This window comes from Agrococcus sp. Marseille-Q4369 (assembly GCF_018308945.1).
GTDB lineage: Bacteria > Actinomycetota > Actinomycetes > Actinomycetales > Microbacteriaceae > Agrococcus.
The window spans coordinates 1,138,018-1,155,045 of the sequence record NZ_CP070501.1 but is presented as its reverse complement, the minus strand read 5'-3'; the positions used below and the strand labels follow the sequence as shown (position 1 = coordinate 1,155,045).

17 protein-coding genes are annotated in these 17,028 nt (G+C 72.4%); 7 read left to right on the top strand and 10 right to left on the bottom strand.

Annotation, left to right across the window (positions count from 1 at the left end; genetic code table 11):
• Positions 1–147 precede the first annotated feature (147 nt).
• From JSQ78_RS05805 to JSQ78_RS05780, 6 genes are all read right to left on the bottom strand, one after another.
• Entirely contained in the window at positions 148–1,047 is a 900-nt protein-coding gene (locus tag JSQ78_RS05805; RefSeq protein WP_211450136.1) for a DUF4349 domain-containing protein, read from the bottom strand.
• Between the two features lie 80 nt (positions 1,048–1,127).
• Complete coding sequence (locus JSQ78_RS05800; RefSeq protein WP_211450135.1) at positions 1,128–1,466, bottom strand: hypothetical protein; 339 nt, start codon at positions 1,464–1,466, stop codon at positions 1,128–1,130.
• Positions 1,467–1,504: 38 nt separating this feature from the next.
• Entirely contained in the window at positions 1,505–1,969 is a 465-nt protein-coding gene (locus JSQ78_RS05795) for a nucleotidyltransferase domain-containing protein (protein ID WP_211450133.1), read from the bottom strand.
• A gap of 116 nt (positions 1,970–2,085) precedes the next feature.
• Positions 2,086–3,057, bottom strand: coding sequence for a TetR/AcrR family transcriptional regulator (locus tag JSQ78_RS05790; protein ID WP_211450131.1), 972 nt, complete (start codon positions 3,055–3,057; stop codon positions 2,086–2,088).
• Between the two features lie 45 nt (positions 3,058–3,102).
• Positions 3,103–3,927, bottom strand: coding sequence for an aldo/keto reductase (locus JSQ78_RS05785; RefSeq protein ID WP_211450129.1), 825 nt, complete (start codon positions 3,925–3,927; stop codon positions 3,103–3,105).
• 67 nt (positions 3,928–3,994) lie between these two features.
• Complete coding sequence (locus JSQ78_RS05780) at positions 3,995–4,150, bottom strand: hypothetical protein (RefSeq protein WP_211450127.1); 156 nt, start codon at positions 4,148–4,150, stop codon at positions 3,995–3,997.
• Between the two features lie 160 nt (positions 4,151–4,310).
• Between JSQ78_RS05780 and JSQ78_RS05775 the strand changes: the two genes are divergently transcribed.
• Entirely contained in the window at positions 4,311–5,222 is a 912-nt protein-coding gene (locus JSQ78_RS05775) for a DUF3800 domain-containing protein (RefSeq protein WP_211450125.1), read from the top strand.
• Positions 5,223–5,246: 24 nt separating this feature from the next.
• On the opposite strand, the gene JSQ78_RS05770 is transcribed toward JSQ78_RS05775, so the two are convergent.
• Positions 5,247–6,401 carry an MFS transporter gene (locus JSQ78_RS05770; protein ID WP_502756140.1) on the bottom strand — a complete coding sequence of 385 codons (1,155 nt, stop codon included), beginning with the start codon at positions 6,399–6,401 and terminating at the stop codon, positions 5,247–5,249.
• Positions 6,402–6,605: 204 nt separating this feature from the next.
• On the opposite strand from JSQ78_RS05770, the gene JSQ78_RS05765 reads away from it, so the two are divergent.
• Complete coding sequence (locus JSQ78_RS05765) at positions 6,606–6,977, top strand: hypothetical protein (protein ID WP_211450121.1); 372 nt, start codon at positions 6,606–6,608, stop codon at positions 6,975–6,977.
• On the top strand, positions 6,977–7,177 hold the full coding sequence (locus tag JSQ78_RS05760) for a hypothetical protein (protein WP_211450119.1): 201 nt from the start codon (positions 6,977–6,979) through the stop codon (positions 7,175–7,177). Before JSQ78_RS05765 ends, JSQ78_RS05760 begins: the two co-directional genes overlap by 1 nt.
• Positions 7,178–7,211: 34 nt before the next feature.
• Here the strand turns inward: JSQ78_RS05760 and JSQ78_RS05755 are convergent, their stop codons facing one another.
• Both JSQ78_RS05755 and hrpA read right to left on the bottom strand, forming a co-directional pair.
• Positions 7,212–7,559, bottom strand: coding sequence for a DUF6804 family protein (locus JSQ78_RS05755; RefSeq protein WP_211450117.1), 348 nt, complete (start codon positions 7,557–7,559; stop codon positions 7,212–7,214).
• Between the two features lie 31 nt (positions 7,560–7,590).
• A complete protein-coding gene (gene hrpA / locus JSQ78_RS05750; protein WP_211450534.1) occupies positions 7,591–11,565 on the bottom strand; it encodes an ATP-dependent RNA helicase HrpA in 3,975 nt (1,324 codons plus the stop codon).
• A gap of 227 nt (positions 11,566–11,792) precedes the next feature.
• Here hrpA and JSQ78_RS05745 point away from each other — a divergent pair, with 227 nt between their 5' ends.
• Together JSQ78_RS05745 and JSQ78_RS05740 are read left to right on the top strand one after the other, a co-directional pair.
• Positions 11,793–12,749 carry a hypothetical protein gene (locus tag JSQ78_RS05745; RefSeq protein WP_211450115.1) on the top strand — a complete coding sequence of 319 codons (957 nt, stop codon included), beginning with the start codon at positions 11,793–11,795 and terminating at the stop codon, positions 12,747–12,749.
• A 230-nt stretch (positions 12,750–12,979) separates the two neighbouring features.
• Positions 12,980–13,450: a cupin domain-containing protein gene (locus JSQ78_RS05740; protein WP_211450113.1), complete on the top strand. Its 471-nt coding sequence runs from the start codon at positions 12,980–12,982 to the stop codon at positions 13,448–13,450.
• A 74-nt stretch (positions 13,451–13,524) separates the two neighbouring features.
• On the opposite strand, the gene JSQ78_RS05735 is transcribed toward JSQ78_RS05740, so the two are convergent.
• Entirely contained in the window at positions 13,525–14,430 is a 906-nt protein-coding gene (locus JSQ78_RS05735; RefSeq protein WP_211450112.1) for an ICP22 family protein, read from the bottom strand.
• A 107-nt stretch (positions 14,431–14,537) separates the two neighbouring features.
• Here JSQ78_RS05735 and JSQ78_RS05730 point away from each other — a divergent pair, with 107 nt between their 5' ends.
• Both JSQ78_RS05730 and JSQ78_RS05725 read left to right on the top strand, forming a co-directional pair.
• The gene (locus tag JSQ78_RS05730; RefSeq protein WP_211450110.1) at positions 14,538–15,158 is read left to right on the top strand and encodes a hypothetical protein; all 621 of its coding nucleotides are present in this window, start codon (positions 14,538–14,540) and stop codon (positions 15,156–15,158) included.
• A gap of 43 nt (positions 15,159–15,201) precedes the next feature.
• On the top strand, positions 15,202–17,007 hold the full coding sequence (locus JSQ78_RS05725; RefSeq protein WP_211450108.1) for a DEAD/DEAH box helicase: 1,806 nt from the start codon (positions 15,202–15,204) through the stop codon (positions 17,005–17,007).
• Positions 17,008–17,028: the final 21 nt, after the last annotated feature.

The window sequence follows — 17,028 nt, the reverse complement described above, 5'->3', positions numbered from 1 at the left end:
TCGGAGTATCGGAACAGGCTGGGGCCACGATGAGCGTAGCGGAGGGGTTCAACCTCGGCTAGAGCTTCCGGTTCCCGCCCGCAGGTCGAGCAGCGCCGGGGGCGCGCATCGAGACCGGCCACTCCGTCGCGATGCGGCCCTGCGGCCCTATTCGACGAGCGGGGAAGTCGGGGTCTTGCGGGACGGCATCCGCTTCATGACCCTGCGCACGATGAAGAAGGCGACGAGCGCGAGCAGCGCGAGGACCACGAGCGTCGGCACCGCCTGGCCGAGGCCGAAGAGGAACGCGGCGCCCCACGCGAGGAAAGCGCCCCAGCCGGCGACGAGGCCGTCCCAGAAGCTCGGCGTGCCCGTCGGCCCCTCGACGGTCGTCGCGCGGATGCTCACGTCGATCGTCGACATCGCGACCTGGTCGGCGAGCGAGCGCTGCTGCGAGAGGAGCTGCTCGAGCTCGGACGTGCGCTGCGTCAGCTGCGCCTCGACGTCGAGCAGGATGTCGGTGTTCGCGGCGGTGCCGAGCAGCTCGGTGAGGCGCTCGACCGACGCTCGCGCCGCGTTGACGCGCACCTCGAGGTCGCGCACCTGCGCGCCGACGCGCTGCTCCTCCGTGTCGACCGCGGTCACGTCGCCGAGGCCGCGGATCGCGGTGAGCAGGTCCTCGACCTGTGGGGCCGGCACCCGCACGGTGAGCGTCGCCCACGCGGGCTCGAAGTCGGTCGACGCGCCCTCGGAGCGCGCGTCGATCGAGCCGTCACGTGCCTCGACGGCGTCGGCCACCGCATCCGCCGTCGTGATCGGATCCTCGGCGCGCATCGACACGGCGCCGGTGATGATGACGTCGCGGTCGTTCTCGGCGTCCTGCTCGGGGAGGCCGCCGCTGTCGCCGCCGGCCGACTCCTCGAAGTCGGGCGCCGACTCGGGGAAGCCGCCCCGATCGGTCGTCGGCATGATCGGGGAGCCGGTCGAGGCGCCGCTGGCGCCGCAGCCGGTGAGGAGGACGGCGCCGGCGATGAGGATGCCGGCCATCGGAGCGAGTCTGCGGGTCATGCTTCCAGCGTGCTTCGCTGGCGCGAGAAGCACAGCCCAACCTTTCTCGTGAGTTGGGCGTCTGGAGTCTCGATGCGCGACTACGCGCCGAGTGCCCTCAGCGCGGCCTCGGCTGCGCGCTTCACCTCGTCGAGGCCGTGCAGGCCACGCCACAGCATGTCGGGGTCCATCGCGACGTACGAGTGCGCCGCGATCGACCGCTGCTTCCTCAGCCCGTCCCGGGCGAGCGTGGGCAGGTCGTCCTCGATCCCGGCTTCGGCGACATCGTTCGCGATCCTGACGACGTCGAGCTCGCAGGCCTTGCGCCGAGTGCGCGCATCGAAGTCCTCCGCGAAGAAGTCCGCCTGCGTCTGGCCTCGGATCACGGTCTCGATGTCGTCGATGGCAGCGATGATCCGCTCGCATGCAGCGGCCCGCACCGCGGCGCTTCGTCGGCCTCGTTCGCGCGCCTCTCGATTCACAGCGGTACCGCCGACGCGCGGATCTCGTCGTACTTCGCGCCCGCGAGCTTGTCGGACAGCACGTCGACGTCGATCCCGGTCAGACGCTCGATCTCGGCCTCGAACGCGGCGAGCTCGCCCGGGTGCATGTCGTCGGGGGTGTGGACGAGGAGGTCGATGTCGCTCTCGCGATCGTCGTCGCCGCGCGCCGTGGACCCGAAGACGCGTACATCGCTGATGCGGTGCGCGGCTGCGGCCTGCAGGATGTCTTGCTTTCGTTCCGCGAGGATCTCGGACGGACGCACATCCGAGACGAGATCGACGTCGTGACGGAGCGCGTTCAGCGCGGCGATGAGCGTGCGGAGCTCGAGCGTCTGCTTGCCCTGCTCGAGGTCGATGATGCTCGAGCGAGCGATGCCGGCGCGCTGTGCGAGCTCGCGCTGGGAGAGGCCTCGACTGGTTCGCAGCGCGCGGAGACGCATGCCAAGACTCTTGCTGTCGAGCATTCGTCCCTCCGATGTCGGCGTACTCCGACATTCTGGCACGGTGCGCGAGCAGTCTCCAGGCTGCGCTTCCGATGCGCGGGCCGAGCGACGGGTCAATCGCGCTTCGAGCGCTTCGCCTCCGCCTTCGCCGCCCTCGCGTCGGCCTTCGCGGCGGCCTTCGCCTCGGCGGCCTCGGTCTTGGCCTCGACCGCCCGCAGCCGCTCGGTCGCCTTCGTCACCGCATACGCCGCCTTCGACTCCGCGCGCCGCAGCTGCTCGCGCGCCTCCGCGACCGCCTTCGCCGCCTCCCGCACCTGCTTGTCGGCGACGATCGCCGCGGGCATGCGCTCGAAGTCGTCGTCGGGCTCGTTGCGCTCGACCCAGCGCTCGATGCCGTCGAGGATGCGCGAGAGGCCGAAGCCGAAGCCGCGGCCCGGGTCGGTCTCGGGCGCGGCGAAGATGCCCTCCCGCACCGCCGGCGCGAGCAGCGGGAAGCGCTCGTCGGTGACGAGCTCGGGCAGCGCATGCAGGATCGCGTCGTCGACGTCGGCGTTGCTCGAGGCGCGCGAGTAGAGGGCGATGTAGCCGAGCAGCAGCAGCAGCGTCGGCAGCTTCATGCGGTCGGGCGCGGGCACGTCCTCGAGCGCGACGAGGCCCGCCTCGATGAGCGCGAGCCGGTTGGGGGTCGTGGGCGTCGAGCTCGGCGGGATGTCGGCGAGCCACGGATGCGCCTCGTAGGTCGCGCGCACGAACAGCGCCCACTGCTTCACCCGCTCGCGCCACGTGCCGCCCGTGCTCGGCACCGTCACCTCGCTCGCGGCGTCGAACATGAGCAGCAGCAGGTCGTCCTTGCCGGTGACGTAGCGGTAGAGCGACATCGGCGCGACGCCGACGGCCGCCGCGACCTTGCCCATGCTGACCGCCTCGAGCCCGTCGGCGTCGGCGATCTCGATCGCGGCCTCGACGATGCGCTCGGTGCTGAGCTCGCGCTTCGGGCCGCGGTGCGGGAGCGCGGCGACGCCCCACGTGAGGGCATGCGCGTGCGGGAGCTGCGGGGAATCGTCGTGGCTGCCGATGCTCGTCATGGGTGTCGCGTCTCGTGTCGTGTCGTGTCGTGTCGTGTCGTGTCGCTAGTTGCGGTCGTCGGGGTGCGTGCCGGTGCGCTCGCCGGTCTCGAGCGCCGCGATCGCGGCGAGGTCGGCGTCGCTGAGGCTGAAGCCGTCGACGTCGAGGTTCTCCTGCAAGCGATGCGGATGCGTCGACTTCGGCACGAGGGCACCACCGGTCTGCAGGTGCCAGCGGATGATCGCCTGCGCGGGCGTCACGCCGTGCGCGGCGGCGATGCGCTCGATGGCCGGGTCCTCGAGCACCCGGGCGCGGCCGAGCGGACTCCACGCCTGGGTGACGATCCCCATCGCTGCGTGCGCCTCACGGAGCTCGCGCTGCGGCAGCCACGGGTGCGACTCGACCTGGTTGATCGCCGGGGTGACGCCCGTCTCGCCGATGATGCGGCGGAGGTGCTCCTCGGTGAAGTTGCTGACGCCGATCGTGCGCACGCGTCCCTCGGCCTGCAGCTCCACGAGCGTGCGCCAGACGTCGACGTAGCGGTCGCGGGCCGGCCTGGGCCAGTGGATCATGTAGACGTCGATCCGGCCGAGCGCCCGCTCGCTCGCGTCGAACGCGGCGCGCACTGCGGCGGGCTCCTGCGACGCCTCGCCCCAGAACTTGCTCGTGACCGTGAGGTCTTCGCGGTCGAGACCCGACGCATCCGCTCGCCGCAGTGCCTCGCCGAGCTCGCGCTCGTTGCCGTAGAGCTCGGCCCCGTCGATGAGCCGGTAGCCGGCGGCGAGGCCCGCGGCGACGACGTCGGCCGTCTCGGCCGGCGGCACCTTGTAGAGCCCGAAGCCGAGCGCGGGCAGCGTGCTGCCGTCGTTGAGCTCGAGGGAATGGGGCACGCGTCGATCATCGCAGGCGGGGTGCGCGGCGTCGTCCGTCGCGCGGGGGAGAGTGCGGGGGGTCGGGTCAGCGGGGCAGCTCGACCGGTGCCGTGTCGGGCGGCTCGCCGATGCCCTGCCGCAGGTCGGGCTGGTGGCGGCGGAAGATCGCCGCGATCGACGCCGCGATGGCGACCATGACGACGGCGACCCAGACGCCGCCGACGCCGCCGTTCGCGTCCATCCACCCTCGGGAGCGCAGCCGATTGCCGCCCGAAGCCGGGGCGACTATTCTTGAAGGCGGTAGCGAGGAGTGAGAAAGTCTCCGGCGCGCCGATTCGAGAAGCCCACGCCCTGTGCGTGGGTTTCTGCGTTGCGTCAGCGGTTCGGTGCACAATCTCGGTGTGCTGCTGGCCTACATCGATGAGATCGGTGAGCCCGGTGCGTTCGTTGCACGAGACCACGCCCGCTTCAACACGAGTCCAGCGTTCGGTTACGCAGGCTTCGTCATCCCCGAGACCAACGCACGTCGGTTCGGCACTGCCTTCACCGAGGAGAAGCGGCGCGTCTTCAAGACAGAGATCGAGCGCGCAGCCAATCCCGGCCAGTGGGAGCGCAAGGGGTCCTCGATCTTCAGGCCAGACACGATGGCCAAGTTCCCGCAGCAGATCCGAGTGTTCAACGGCCTGGTTCGGACGCTTCGCGCCTTGGGCGGAAGCCTCTTCTACTATGCGGACGAGAAGCCCATCGGCACCCCTGCGCAGACGCGTTTGGACACCGCGCAGCGCGAGACCGCTGCGATGCAAGAGACGCTCAACCGACTAGCGAGGCACTCGGAGTCGCAGGACGGCTCAAACCTCATGGTCATGATCGACCAGATCAATGAGAATCAGCGGTCCGAGAGAGTGCCGAACATGTACGCACACATCCTCGGGCGCGCGAGCAGTCATCCGGAGATGCGCCGCATCATCGAGCCCCCGATGCACGTCGACAGCGTCCTGAGCGCGAACATCCAGTTCGCCGACTGGGTCTCCGCCTGCGTGACGCGCGCCATCGAGTTCCAGATCCGCGACTCGCCCTACCGTTGGGTGACCGGACCTAAGGCCGTCGACGCAGTGCGCGGCTCATTCACGCGCGAGTCCAAGCTTCGACTGTGGAAGCGGTCGGTGCCGGACCTCAACCACTCGGAAGTCTTCCGCTCCGAGCGTCCGCTCCATCCGACTCCGGACGGTCAGCTCCTCGGATCGAGCATCCCTGACGCGGCGCTTCGGAAGCTCCGCGCTGGCGCCCAGAAACGTCGACAGCCCGGGATGTGACCGGTCACCGGCGTGGTGCCTCGCTCAGCGGGGCAGCTCGACCGGTGCCGTGTCGGGCGGCTCGCCGATGCCCTGCCGCAGGTCGGGCTGATGGCGGCGGAAGATCGCCGCGATCGCCGCCGCGATGGCGACCATGACGACCGCGACACAGACGCCGCCGACGCCGCCGTTCGCGTCGATCGCGACGCCCGCGATCGCCGAGCCGAGCGCGGCGCCGAGCAGCTGGCCGGTGCCGATCCAGGCGTAGGCCTCAGGGGTGTCGGCGAACTTCACGGTGCCGGCGACGATCGCCGAGAAGGCGGCGAGCGCGGGGGCGGTGCCGATGCCAGCGATGAAGAGGGCGATCGAGAGCCCGACGACATCGGTCATCGGCAGCGCGATCGCCATGCCGAGCAGCACGATCCCGAGCCGGATCGCGACCGACCACGGCGTGATCGCTCGCGTTCCGAGCGCGAAGCCGCCGACGAGCGAGCCGAGCGCCGAGACGCCGAGCACGATGCCCGCTTCGAGCGAGCCGTGATCGAACGTCGCGACCACGCCCGCCTCCACGGCCGCGAAGCCGCCGATGAACATCGACGAGACGATCACAGACAGGAGCACCGGGGGCTTGCGCAGCACGCGGCCGAGCTTGCGGGTCGTCGGCGGGATGCGCAGGCGCCGCACCTCCGGCGAGAGCAGGAAGAAGAGCCCGCCGACCAGCTGGATCGCGATCGTGACGAGCATCGCCGTGCCGGTGCCGAGGAACGAGACGAGCATCGTCAGCAGCACCGGGCCGAAGACCCAGATGATCTCCTGCAGCGCCGCGTCGAACGAGAAGAGGGGCGCGAGCAGCCGCTGCTGCACCATGCGCGGGTAGAGCGTGCGCACCGTCGGCACGACGGGCGGCATCGCGGCGCCAGCGACGATGCCGGCGAGCACATCCGCCCAGAGCGGCAGGTCGAAGATCGCGATCGACGTGAGCGCCGCGATCGAGACGACGGTGGTCGTCAGCAGCACCCCGACGGTGCCGAAGCGGCTCATCAGGCGCGAGACGAACGGACCGGCGGCCGCCATGCCGACCGAGAAGGCCGCGAGCACGAGACCGGCTGCCGTGTAGGAGCCGTGCTGCTGCTCCATGTGCATGAGGATGCCGAGCGAGTACATGCCGGCCGGGAAGCGCGCGATGAGCTGCGCGAGCATGATGCGCGCGAGCCCCGGGACCCTCAGCACCTCACCGTATAGACGCACCAGGACAGCCTAGGAGGGAAGCGGTCTGCGGCCGTGCATGCCGGAGTGCGGTGTCTCGCCGCTCGGGGTCGGGGGGCGGATGCTGCAGCGCGCGCTCCTCCACAGGGTCGCGATCTCCCGTGGTGCGGTCGGGCGCTCGCCGCGTACGATCCGCGCATGGCGAGGAGGGCGGACGAGCTGGGTGACCGGCGGGCGCTCGCCGTGCTGTCGGCGGCGCTCGGCGTCATCGTCGGCCTCATCGTCGGTGCGCTCTCGGTCGCGCTGCTCGGCGACGCGCTCGCGTGGTCGACGTTCCTCACCTCGGCCGGCTTCGGCGGCGCTGCGGCGGTCGCGGCCGCGCTCATCGCGTTCGCGGCCGCCGCGTACGGCGCGCGCTCCACCCGGCGGCAGGCGGAGGAGGACCGGCGGCAGCTCGAGCGGCAGCGGCGGAAGGAGCAGTGGTGGGCGAGGGCGGAATGGGCGCTCACGCAGGTCGCCCGCGACGGAGCCTCCGCCGGAGCGAGGCACAATGGGAGCAGGAGGCGATGATGGCTGAAGAGGGTGCCGAGGAAGCCTCCGGCGAGACGGCGTCGGCGCCGCGCCGGACGGTCTACCGCTCGCGGATCACCGGGCGGGTCGTGTCGCAAGCGGAGCGCATCGCTGCGGCGCGGGCGCGCATCGTGGCCGACGAGATCCGCGGCATCGAGACGGAGCCGTGGATCGTCGAGCTCGCGAAGCAGAGCGCCTGAGCCGAACGCCGCGCGGGCGGGGGCGCCGTCGAGCTCAGCTCTTGCCGTCGCCGACGCGCGGGCTCTTGATGAGCACGCCGGCGACGAGCGAGAGCAGCACGGCGGCCATGTGCGCGAGCGCCCACGCCTGGCCAGCCAGATCGAACGGGATGACCGGGTTCCAAGCGATCGCGATGACGAGGAACACCGGGACCCACCACCAGTGCTTCGCCTGCAGCGCGAACCAGCCGATGATGAGCGCCAGCACCGAGATGACGAAGCGGAGCGTGCCGTACCACTCGCTCTCGAGCAGCAGCAGCGCGACGACGAGCACGACGGCCAGCAGGATGCCGGGCGCGAGCGCGTTGCGCTGGAAGGTGGGGCCGTAGCGGTCGGAGGTCATCGCATCCCAACCTACGCCGTGCGGGCGGGGATCACGCCGCGAGCGCCTTCTTCACGCGCTGGAGGCTGACGGGTCCGGCGGTGCCGAGCTGCTGCGCGAAGAGGCTCACGCGCAGCTCCTCCAGCAGCCAACGTGCGGTGACCAGCCGCTCGGCCTTGCCGGTCTCGTCGGCGCCCGCCACCGCATCCGTCACCGAGGGCGGCAGCGGCAGCGTGCCGCCCGCCGCCGTGTAGAGGGCCGTCGCTTGCTCGACCTCGGTCATCCACGCGCGGTCGCGGTTGGCGGTCTCGGGCAGCCGCTTCACGCGGTGCTCGATCGCGCGCACGTAGACCTCGAGCCGGCCGAGCCGCTCGAGCCCGGTGCGGCTCACGAAGCCGTCGAAGACGAGCTGCTCGAGGTTCGCGCGCGCATCGGCGAGCGCCGCCATGTGGGCGAGGCTCGCGCCGTCGCGGATCGCGCGATCGGCGAGCCGGGCGCTCGTGAGGATGCGCGCCACCTGGCTCGCGAGCGCGAACATGCGGTCGACGAGCCCGTCGGCGACCCGCGCGCGGAGCGCCTGGAACTCGGCGACCGTCGCGGGCGGCCGCGCGCCGAGCTCGGCGTCGATGATCGCGAGCATGAGGTCGTCGAAGAGCCGGTCGGTCGAGGGGTAGGGCGAGGCGCCGAGCGCGAGCTTCTCGGCGCTCGTGAGGTTCGACTGCACGTAGGGCGCGGGGCTCGGCACCTGCCGCAGCAGCAGCTGCCGCACCGCCGCCCGCTGATCGCGCTGCTGCGCCTCGCGCGTCGACGCGAGCCGGATGCCGACCGTGCCCTTGCCCGTCACCGCGTAGCCCGGGTAGGCGCGCACCGTGTTGCCGCCCTGCCGCACGTCGATGTGCTCGGGCAGGTCGGTGTCGAAGCCCGCGACCTCGTCGCGCTCGAGGTCGCTCGTCACCTTCACGGCGACCTTCGCGACCTGCGTGCGCGCCTGCCCGGCGAATCGCCGCTTGAGGGCCTCGAGGTCCTTGTCTTGCCCGAGCCTTCGGCCGCGGGCGTCCTCCACCGCGAACGTCGGCTTCAAGTGGTCGGGGATGCGTCCCCAGTCGACGTCGGTCGCTGCCGCCTGCACGTAGGCGGTGCGGGAGATGCGCGCAGCGAGCACCTCCGAGAGCGACTTCGCGCGCTCGCCGCCCGCCGGCTCGTCGGGGAGCTCGGCGAGCATGCCGCGCGCCCAGTCGCCCGCCGGCACGACGTGCTTGCGCACGTGCTTCGGCAGGCTCTTGATCATCGCGGTGAGCAGCTCCTCGCGCATGCCGGGCACGAGCCAGTCGAAGCCCTCGGGGCTGAGCCTCGGCAGCACCGCGAGCGGCACGTGCACCGTGAGGCCGTCGTCGGCGGCGCCCGGCTCGAAGCGGTAGCTGAGCCGCAGCCGCTGCTCGCCGTGCTGCCACTTCGTCGGGAACGCGCGCGAGTCGACCTGCGGCTCCTCGCCGGTGAGGTCGCGGCGCGTCATCGTCAGCAGATCGGGCGTCTCCTCGCGCGCCTTGCGCCACCAGCCCTCGAAGCTGCGGGTCGAGACGACGTCGGCGGGGATCCGCGCGTCGAAGAACTCGAAGACCGCCTCGTCGCCGACGAGCAGGTCGCGGCGCCGCTGGCGCTCCTCGAGCCGCTCGATCTCGCGCCGCAGCTCGCGGTTCTTGCGGTCGAAGTCCTGCGGGCTGTCCCACTCGCCCTCGACGAGCGCGTGGCGGATGAAGAGCTCCCGCGCGTGCTCCGGGTCGAAGCGCGCGTACTGCACGCGCCGGCGCTCGACGATCGTGACGCCGAAGAGCGTCACCTTCTCGAAGGCGACGGTGGCGCCCTGCTTGCGCTCCCAGTGCGGCTCGCTCACCTGCCGCTTCGCGAGGTCACCCGCGAGCGGCTCGGCCCAGGCGAGGTCGACGGATGCGACGGTGCGGGCGAACAGGCGGCTCGTCTCGACGAGCTCGGCGGCCATGACGGCGCGAGGGGGGTTCTTGGCGAGGCCGGAGCCGGGGAAGATCTGGAACCGCGCGCCGCGTGCGCCGACGTACTCGGGGCGGGGACGCATCCGTCGCTTCGAACCCGGCTCGCCGGGCCGCGGGTGCTGCGCCTTCTGCGCCTCGTCGAGGCGGCCGATGCGGCCGAGGAGCCCCGAGAGCAGCGCCTTGTGGACGGCGTCGGCGTCGACTGCGACGGGTCGCGCGGTCTGCGCGTCGGGCTTCGCGCTCGGGTCAGCCGATCCCCGACGCCCGGGACGGGCGTCGGCGCTGGCGGGCCGCGGGAGGTCCGAAAGGACCTCCCGCTTCAGGCCCAGCGCGCGCGTCAGCTGCCGCACGACGTCCTGCCACTCGCGCACGCGCAGGAAGCTGAGGTGCTCGGCCTTGCAGAGCTTGCGGAACTGGTTGCCCGAGAGCGTCGCCTGCTGCTCCTGCAGGTAGCGCCACAGCGCGAGCAGCGTGATAAAGTCGCTCTTCGGGTCGACGAACCGCGCGTGCATGCGGTCCGCCTCCTCGCGGCGCTCGAGCGGTCGCTCGCGCGGGTCCTGGATCGTGAGCCCCGCGACGATCGCGATGACCTCGTGGGCGACGTCCGCCTCCCGGCCGGCCAGGGCCATCCGCCCGAACCTCGGGTCGACCGGCAGCCGCGCGAGCTCGCGGCCGACGCGCGTGATGTCGCCCTTCCGGCTGATGGCGCCGAGCTCGCGCAGCAGGTCGCGGCCGTCCTTGATGCCGCGCGGGTCTGGCGGCTGCAGGAAGGGGAACTCCTCGAGCGGGCCGAGGCCGAGCGACGCGGCCTGCAGGATGACCGCCGCGAGGTTGGTGCGCAGGATCTCGGGGTCGGTGAACTCGGGGCGGCGGTCGAAGTCCTCCTCGGAGTAGAGGCGGATCGCGATGCCGGGCGCGACGCGGCCGGCGCGGCCCGAGCGCTGGTTGGCGCTCGCCTGGCTGATCGCCTCGATGGGCAGGCGCTGCACCTTGCTGCGCGCGGAGTAGCGCGAGATGCGGGCGGTGCCGGTGTCGATGACGTGCCGGATGCCCGGCACCGTCAGGCTCGTCTCGGCCACGTTGGTGGCGAGCACGACCCGACGACGGATGCCCGCCCGGGTCGAGCGCTCGAAGACGCGGTGCTGGTCGGCGGCGCTCAGGCGGCCGTAGAGCGGCAGGATCTCGGTGGTCGGGCCGAGCTTGCCCTGCAGCTGGTCCTGCGCGTCGCGGATGTCGGCCTCGCTCGGGAAGAACACGAGCACGTCGCCGGAGTCGTCGCGCGCGATCTCCTTGAGGGCCGCCTCGATGCCCTCGATCGGGTCGAGGTCGGCGGCGGGCTCGTCGGGCTCGCCGTCGTCGTCGGCGTCCTGCGCGCCGACGCGCTGGGCCTCGGCGACGAGCGGCCGGTAGCGGATGTCGACGGGGAACGTGCGGCCGGAGACCTCGATGATCGGCGCACCGCCGAAGTGGCGGCTGAACGACTCCGGGTCGATCGTCGCGCTCGTGACGATGACCTTGAGGTCGGGGCGGCGGGGGAGCAGGCGCTGCAGGTAGCCGATGAGGAAGTCGATCGTGAGGCTGCGCTCGTGGGCCTCGTCGATGATGATCGTGTCGTAGGCCTTGAGGTCCTTGTCGCGGTGCATCTCGGCCAGCAGGATGCCGTCGGTCATGACCTTGACGCGGGTGTCGGCGCTCACCTGGTCGGTGAAGCGCACCTTGTAGCCGACTTCCTGCCCGAGCTCTGTGCCGAGCTCCTCGGCGATGCGCTCGGCGATCGTGCGGGCCGCGAGCCGGCGGGGCTGCGTGTGGCCGATCCTGGTGCGGCCGAGCTCGAGGCACATCTTCGGCAGCTGGGTCGTCTTGCCCGAGCCGGTCGCGCCCGCGACGATCACCACCTGGTGGTCGCGGATCGCCGCCATGATCTCGTCGCGCGCGTCGCTGACGGGCAGCTCAGCCGGGTACTCGATGCGCACGCGACCATTCTCCCGCAGTGCGCCTCTGCACCCGCGCGCGCAGCGCATCCGCCCACTCAGAGGCTTCACGAGACCGATTCGGCTCGGCCGGCGCCGACTCGACCCCTTCTCGCCGACGGGACCTGCTGCATCGGCTCTAGTCGGAGGGAAGGGGTCGAGTCGCTGCCGGAAGCGGTCGGATCGGCGCGAAGGGGTCGGGTCGAGGGGGCGGCTCCGTCCACAGCCGGCTGCCTGGCACCGATCGGGGAGCCACGACTGCTGGGACAGTCGCCCACATGACCGCAGTGACCTCCGCAACGGCTGGCGATCTCGTCGAGGTGCGCCGGCGACGCGCGCTCGTCGGCCTCGACCCCTCCGCCCAGCCGGACCGCGATGCGTCGCTCGCGCGCGTGCGTCGCGGCGTCTACGCCCCGGCGGAGGAGCTGAAGCAGGCCGACCGCCGCACGAGGTACCTCAGCCGCATCCAAGCCGTCGCGCTCATGCGCGACCAGCCCATCTTCGCGCGCGAGTCGGCGCTCGCCGTCCACGAGCTGCCGTTCGGCCTCGAGCCCGATCACGTCTTCACCGCAGGAGGCGCTCGCACGGCAGGCATCAAGGCCGGGGTCTGCCACTCGCCGGTGGCTCTGGACGAGGCCGACGTCGTGCAGGTCGGCGAGCTGCTGGTGTGCTCGGCGGCGTACGCGCTCGCAGACGTCGCCCGCCGTCGAGATCCGCTCGTCGGCGTGGCCGCCCTCGACGCGGCGTTGCGCGCACAGCTGGTCACGCGCGACGAGGTCCTCGACGCGCTCTCGCGCCAGGGGCCGCGAGGCCGGCGACGGGCGGCATGGAGCGTCGAGTTCGCCGACGCCGATGCCGAGTCGGTCGGAGAGTCGTACAGCCGGGTGCGGGTTCACCAGCTCGGGTTCCCGGCACCGGAGCTGCAGCCCCGCGTGAACGGGCTGAGCGGCAAGGAATACCGGACCGACATGCGCTGGGCACAGCGCGGCGATCGGCCACTGCTGGGCGAGTTCGACGGCGCCATGAAGTACGGCGTCCTCGCAAACGAAGCCGGCATCGCCGGCGCTCAGGCGCTCGCCGACGAGAAGGCCCGCGAGGACGACCTGCGCTTCGAGAACGACTTCGCGCGCTGGATCTGGGACGACCTCATGCGCCCCTCGCGGCTTGACGCGATCCTCACCGGGCACGGCCTGCAGCGCGAGCGGCCGCCGCTCCTCGGCTTCGACGGCTGCTGACGCTCGAGGCGACCGCTTCTCGTCGATGCGACACGTCGTCCAGCTCCAGTTGACCCCTTCTCGCCGACTCGAGCCGTTTCAGCGGGTCGCGTCAGCGAGAAAGGGTCCGCTCCGTTCGGCAGAGGGGTCCACTCGACGGAAAGGGGTCGAGTCGCCGAGCCGGGTGGAGCTAGGCCGGGAAGGCGGCTCCGCCCTGCCGCCTCCCAGCCTCCGCAGGCAGGATGCGGAGCATGGACATCAAGGACAACGGACCCAACCCGAACGTCTTCGACATCGAGACCGCCACGGTCGAGAACGGGGCATACCGCCACGTCGCCTGGACGGGCAAGCACCTCCAGGTCACGCTCATGTCGATCGAGCCGGGCGACTCGATCGGGCTCGAGGTGCACAAGGGCACCGACCAGTTCCTGCGCATCGACCAGGGCAAGGGCGTCGCCAAGATGGGCCCCACCAAGGACGACCTGACCGAGACCGAGGTCAGCGACGGCTGGAGCATCCAGGTGCCCGAGGGCACGTGGCACGACGTCGAGAACACCGGCGACGAGCCGCTGCGGCTCTACGCGATCTACGCGCCGACGCACCACGCGCAGGGCATCGTGCAGGAGACCGCCGAGCAGGCCGAGGAGGACGAGGAGGCCGGCCGCGACGAGCCGCCCTCGTGGGTCGAGGAGGTCGACGAGAAGGGCGAGGAGACGGCCTAGCCTCTTCCAGACAGCACGACGCCCGCCGGAGCTCCGGCGGGCGTCGTGCTGTCTGCGGAAGACGGGCGGATGCGTCAGTCGCGCTCGGGCGCGTCCGTCTCGCGCTCGCCGTGCTGGGCCGCGTCGTCGGCGCGGCCCTCGGGCGCCGCTTCGACGTCGGTCTCGTCAGCGGGCGTGTGGATGTCGGGGTCGGCGCCGATGACGGCGGTGCCGTCCTGCGCGTCCTCGCTCGGCCCGGGCCGGTAGCCGGCGCCCGCGTCTGCGGCGTCCTCATCGCGCCCCTGGTGGCCCTCCTCGGGCGCGGGGGAGTAGCCGCGCGGCGCCTCGGTGTCGCCCGGGTGCACCTCGGGGATGGTGCCGCCGCGCGTGCCGGCCTCCGGCTGCGCCGCGCCCGCGCCGGTCGACTCGCCCGCGACCGCGTCACTCGCGAGCGTGCCGCCGCGGTTCGCGGCCGGGTCGGAGCCGAGCTCGTCGGCCGTCGGCACGACGCCGTCGCCGAACGCCGCGGCCGTCGCCGCCGCAGCGCCCGCGCCACCGGCGACCCCGGCCGAGAGGCCAGCCGAGCCGCGCGCCTCGGCGCGGCTGCGAGCCTCCGCCTGCTGCCGCGCGCGCTCCGCGGCGGCATCTGCGAAGTCGGGGTGCGGCTGGCCGGGCGGCAGGTCGTCGCTGTCGTCGGTGTCGCCGTCGAGCGGGTTGTCGCCGATGAGCGGCGGCAGCTCCTCGCCGAACTCGCCGCGCCGCTCGAGCACGAACACCGCCGAGAGCATCGTGATGATCGAGAGGCCGACGTACGTCCAGCCGAGCACGTTGTTGGCGACGAGGCCGAGCGAGTCGGTGACGCGCGCGTAGCTCAGCACCGCGAGCAGCGCGCCGATGCCGATGAGCACGGCGGTGAGCACGACGAACCACGTGGGCCGCGTGCGGCGGGTCGCGATCACGACGCCGATCAGGAGGGCAGCCAATCCGAGCAGGTAGTGCATGCGGTCAGCCTAGGCGCGCTCGCCTGAGATGGCACGGGGTGCCTGCGAGTCGAGCGGACACGGCGGATGCGGGGCTACCGTCATGGGGGACGAGGGGAGCGCCGACGATGCTGACGAGCCGGGGCCGCACGACGATCGCGACGACGCTGGGAGCGGCGCTGCTGCTGACGGGCTGCGTGCAGCCCCCGCCCGCGCCATCGCCGAGCGCCGAGCCGACCGCGGTGACCGAGGTCACCGCGTCTGCGGAAGCGGCGGAGCCGAGCGTCGCCCCCGTCCCCGCCCAGCCGAGCGAGCGCGGCGTGCTCGGCCGCGCATCCGTCACGGTGCCGGAGGGGTGGGAGCGGACGGGCGGCGACCAGACCTTCACGCTCCGCTACGCCGCGACGGACACCCCGACCTACGAGGCGATCGCGATCTCCGACGGCTTCGGCAGCTTCCACGGCGCCCGCGCCGGCGTCTCCATCTTCATCGCGCAAGCGCAGACCGAGATCGAGGACTTCCGCATCCTCTCGCAGGAGGACATCGAGGTGCCCGGCGCGTCGAGCGCCGTGCGGGTCGACTTCACGTTCGGGAGCGGCGACGCCGCCTCCGACGGCATGTGGGTCGTGGCGGTCGACGACCGCGACGGCCACGCGATCGCGATCGCCTACTCGGGCGGCGAGGCCGAGGTCGACGACGCCGAGCTCGACGCGGTCGCCGACTCCGTCGAGCTGCTCCCGGCGCCCTGACGCGACACGCGCGACGGCGCCCGCGTCGGCGGTCGCGCCTACGATGGAGCGAGTGACCAGCCAGCCGATCGCGCGCCCCGAGGGCCCCGCAGACGGCGGCCACTTCGGCTCGTGGGCGGCCGACAACCTGCCGCCGCTCTACCCCGATCGCGCCCCGTGGGGCACGGCGCAGCCGCTCCGCGCGTGGCAGCAGGAGGCGCTCACCCAGTACTTCGAGACCGAGCCGCGCGACTTCCTCGCGGCCGCGACGCCCGGCGCCGGCAAGACGACCTTCGCGCTCCGGCTCGCCTCCGAGCTGCTGCGCCGCGGCACGGTGCGCCGCATCACCGTCGTCGCCCCCACCGAGCACCTCAAGCAGCAGTGGGCCGACGCCGCGCACAAGGCCGGCATCCGCCTCGACCCCGACTTCGCGAACGCCGACGGCGACTACCCGCGGCAGTACCACGGGGTCGTCGTGACGTACGCGCAGGTCGCCGCCCGCGCATCCGTGCACGAGCGCATCACCCGCTCCGCGCCGAGCCTCATCATCCTCGACGAGGTGCACCACGCGGGCGACGCGCTCAGCTGGGGCGACGCGGTGCTCGAGGCGTTCGGGCCCGCGACCCGCCGCCTCTCGCTCACGGGCACGCCGTTCCGCAGCGACACCTCGCCCATCCCGTTCGTCGAGTACGTGCGCGACGAGCGCGGCGTGCGGCTCAGCCAGACCGACTACGCATACGGCTACGAGCACGCGCTGCGCGACGGCGTCGTCCGGCCCGTGCTCTTCATGGCCTACGCCGGCACGATGCAGTGGCGCACGTCGATGGGCGACGAGATGAAGGCGACGCTCGGCCACGGCGACACGAAGGACATCACGAACGGCGCGTGGCGCACCGCGCTCGACCCGGGCGGCGAGTGGATCCAGCAGGTGCTGCGCTCGGCCGACGTGCGGCTGACGCACGTGCGCCAGGCGGTGCCGGATGCGGGCGGTCTCGTGATCGCGACCGACCAGGCCCAGGCGAGGCAGTACGCGCAGCTGCTGCGCGGCATCTCGGGCGAGGAGCCGACCGTCGTGCTGTCTGACGACCCGGGCGGCTCGGATCGGATCGAGGCGTTCTCGAAGGGCACGCAGCGGTGGATGGTCGCGGTGCGGATGGTCTCGGAGGGCGTCGACGTGCCGCGGCTCGCGGTGGGGGTCTACGCGACGAGCTCGGCGACGCCGCTGTTCTTCGCGCAGGTGATCGGCCGCTTCGTGCGATCCCGCCACCGCGGCGAGGTCGCGACCGTCTTCCTGCCGTCGGTGCCGCCGCTGCTCACGCTCGCGGCCGAGCTCGAGCGGCAGCGCGACCACGCGCTCGACCGCGAGCAGCCCGACGACCAGCTGCTCGACGACGACCTCATGGCCGCGGCCGAGCGGGGCGACAAGGACGACCGGGAGCCCGCGCCCTTCACATGGGAGCCGCTCGAGTCGAGCGCGACCTTCGACCGCGTGCTCTTCGGCGACGCGGAGTTCGGGCAGCTCGTCGAGCCGGCGACCGAGGAGGAGATGGACTTCATCGGCATCCCGGGCATCCTCGACGCGGAGGAGATCTCCGACCTGCTGAAGCGCAGGCACGCCCGGCAGGCGGCGCGCATCCGCGACCGGCCGCCGGCGCAGGAGGCGCCGGAGCCGCTCTACCGCAACATGCGCGAGGAGCGGCAGCTGCTCAACTCGCTCGTCGCGATCGTCGCGAAGCGGCGCGGCGAGGCGCACGCGCTCGTGCACGCCGAGGCCCGGCGGGTGTGCGGCGGGCCGCCCGTGGCGCAGGCGTCGATGCAGCAGCTGCGGGACCGCATCCACTACCTCCGCCGGCTCGTCGACCGGCGCTGACTCCAGCGCTGGCTCCAGCGC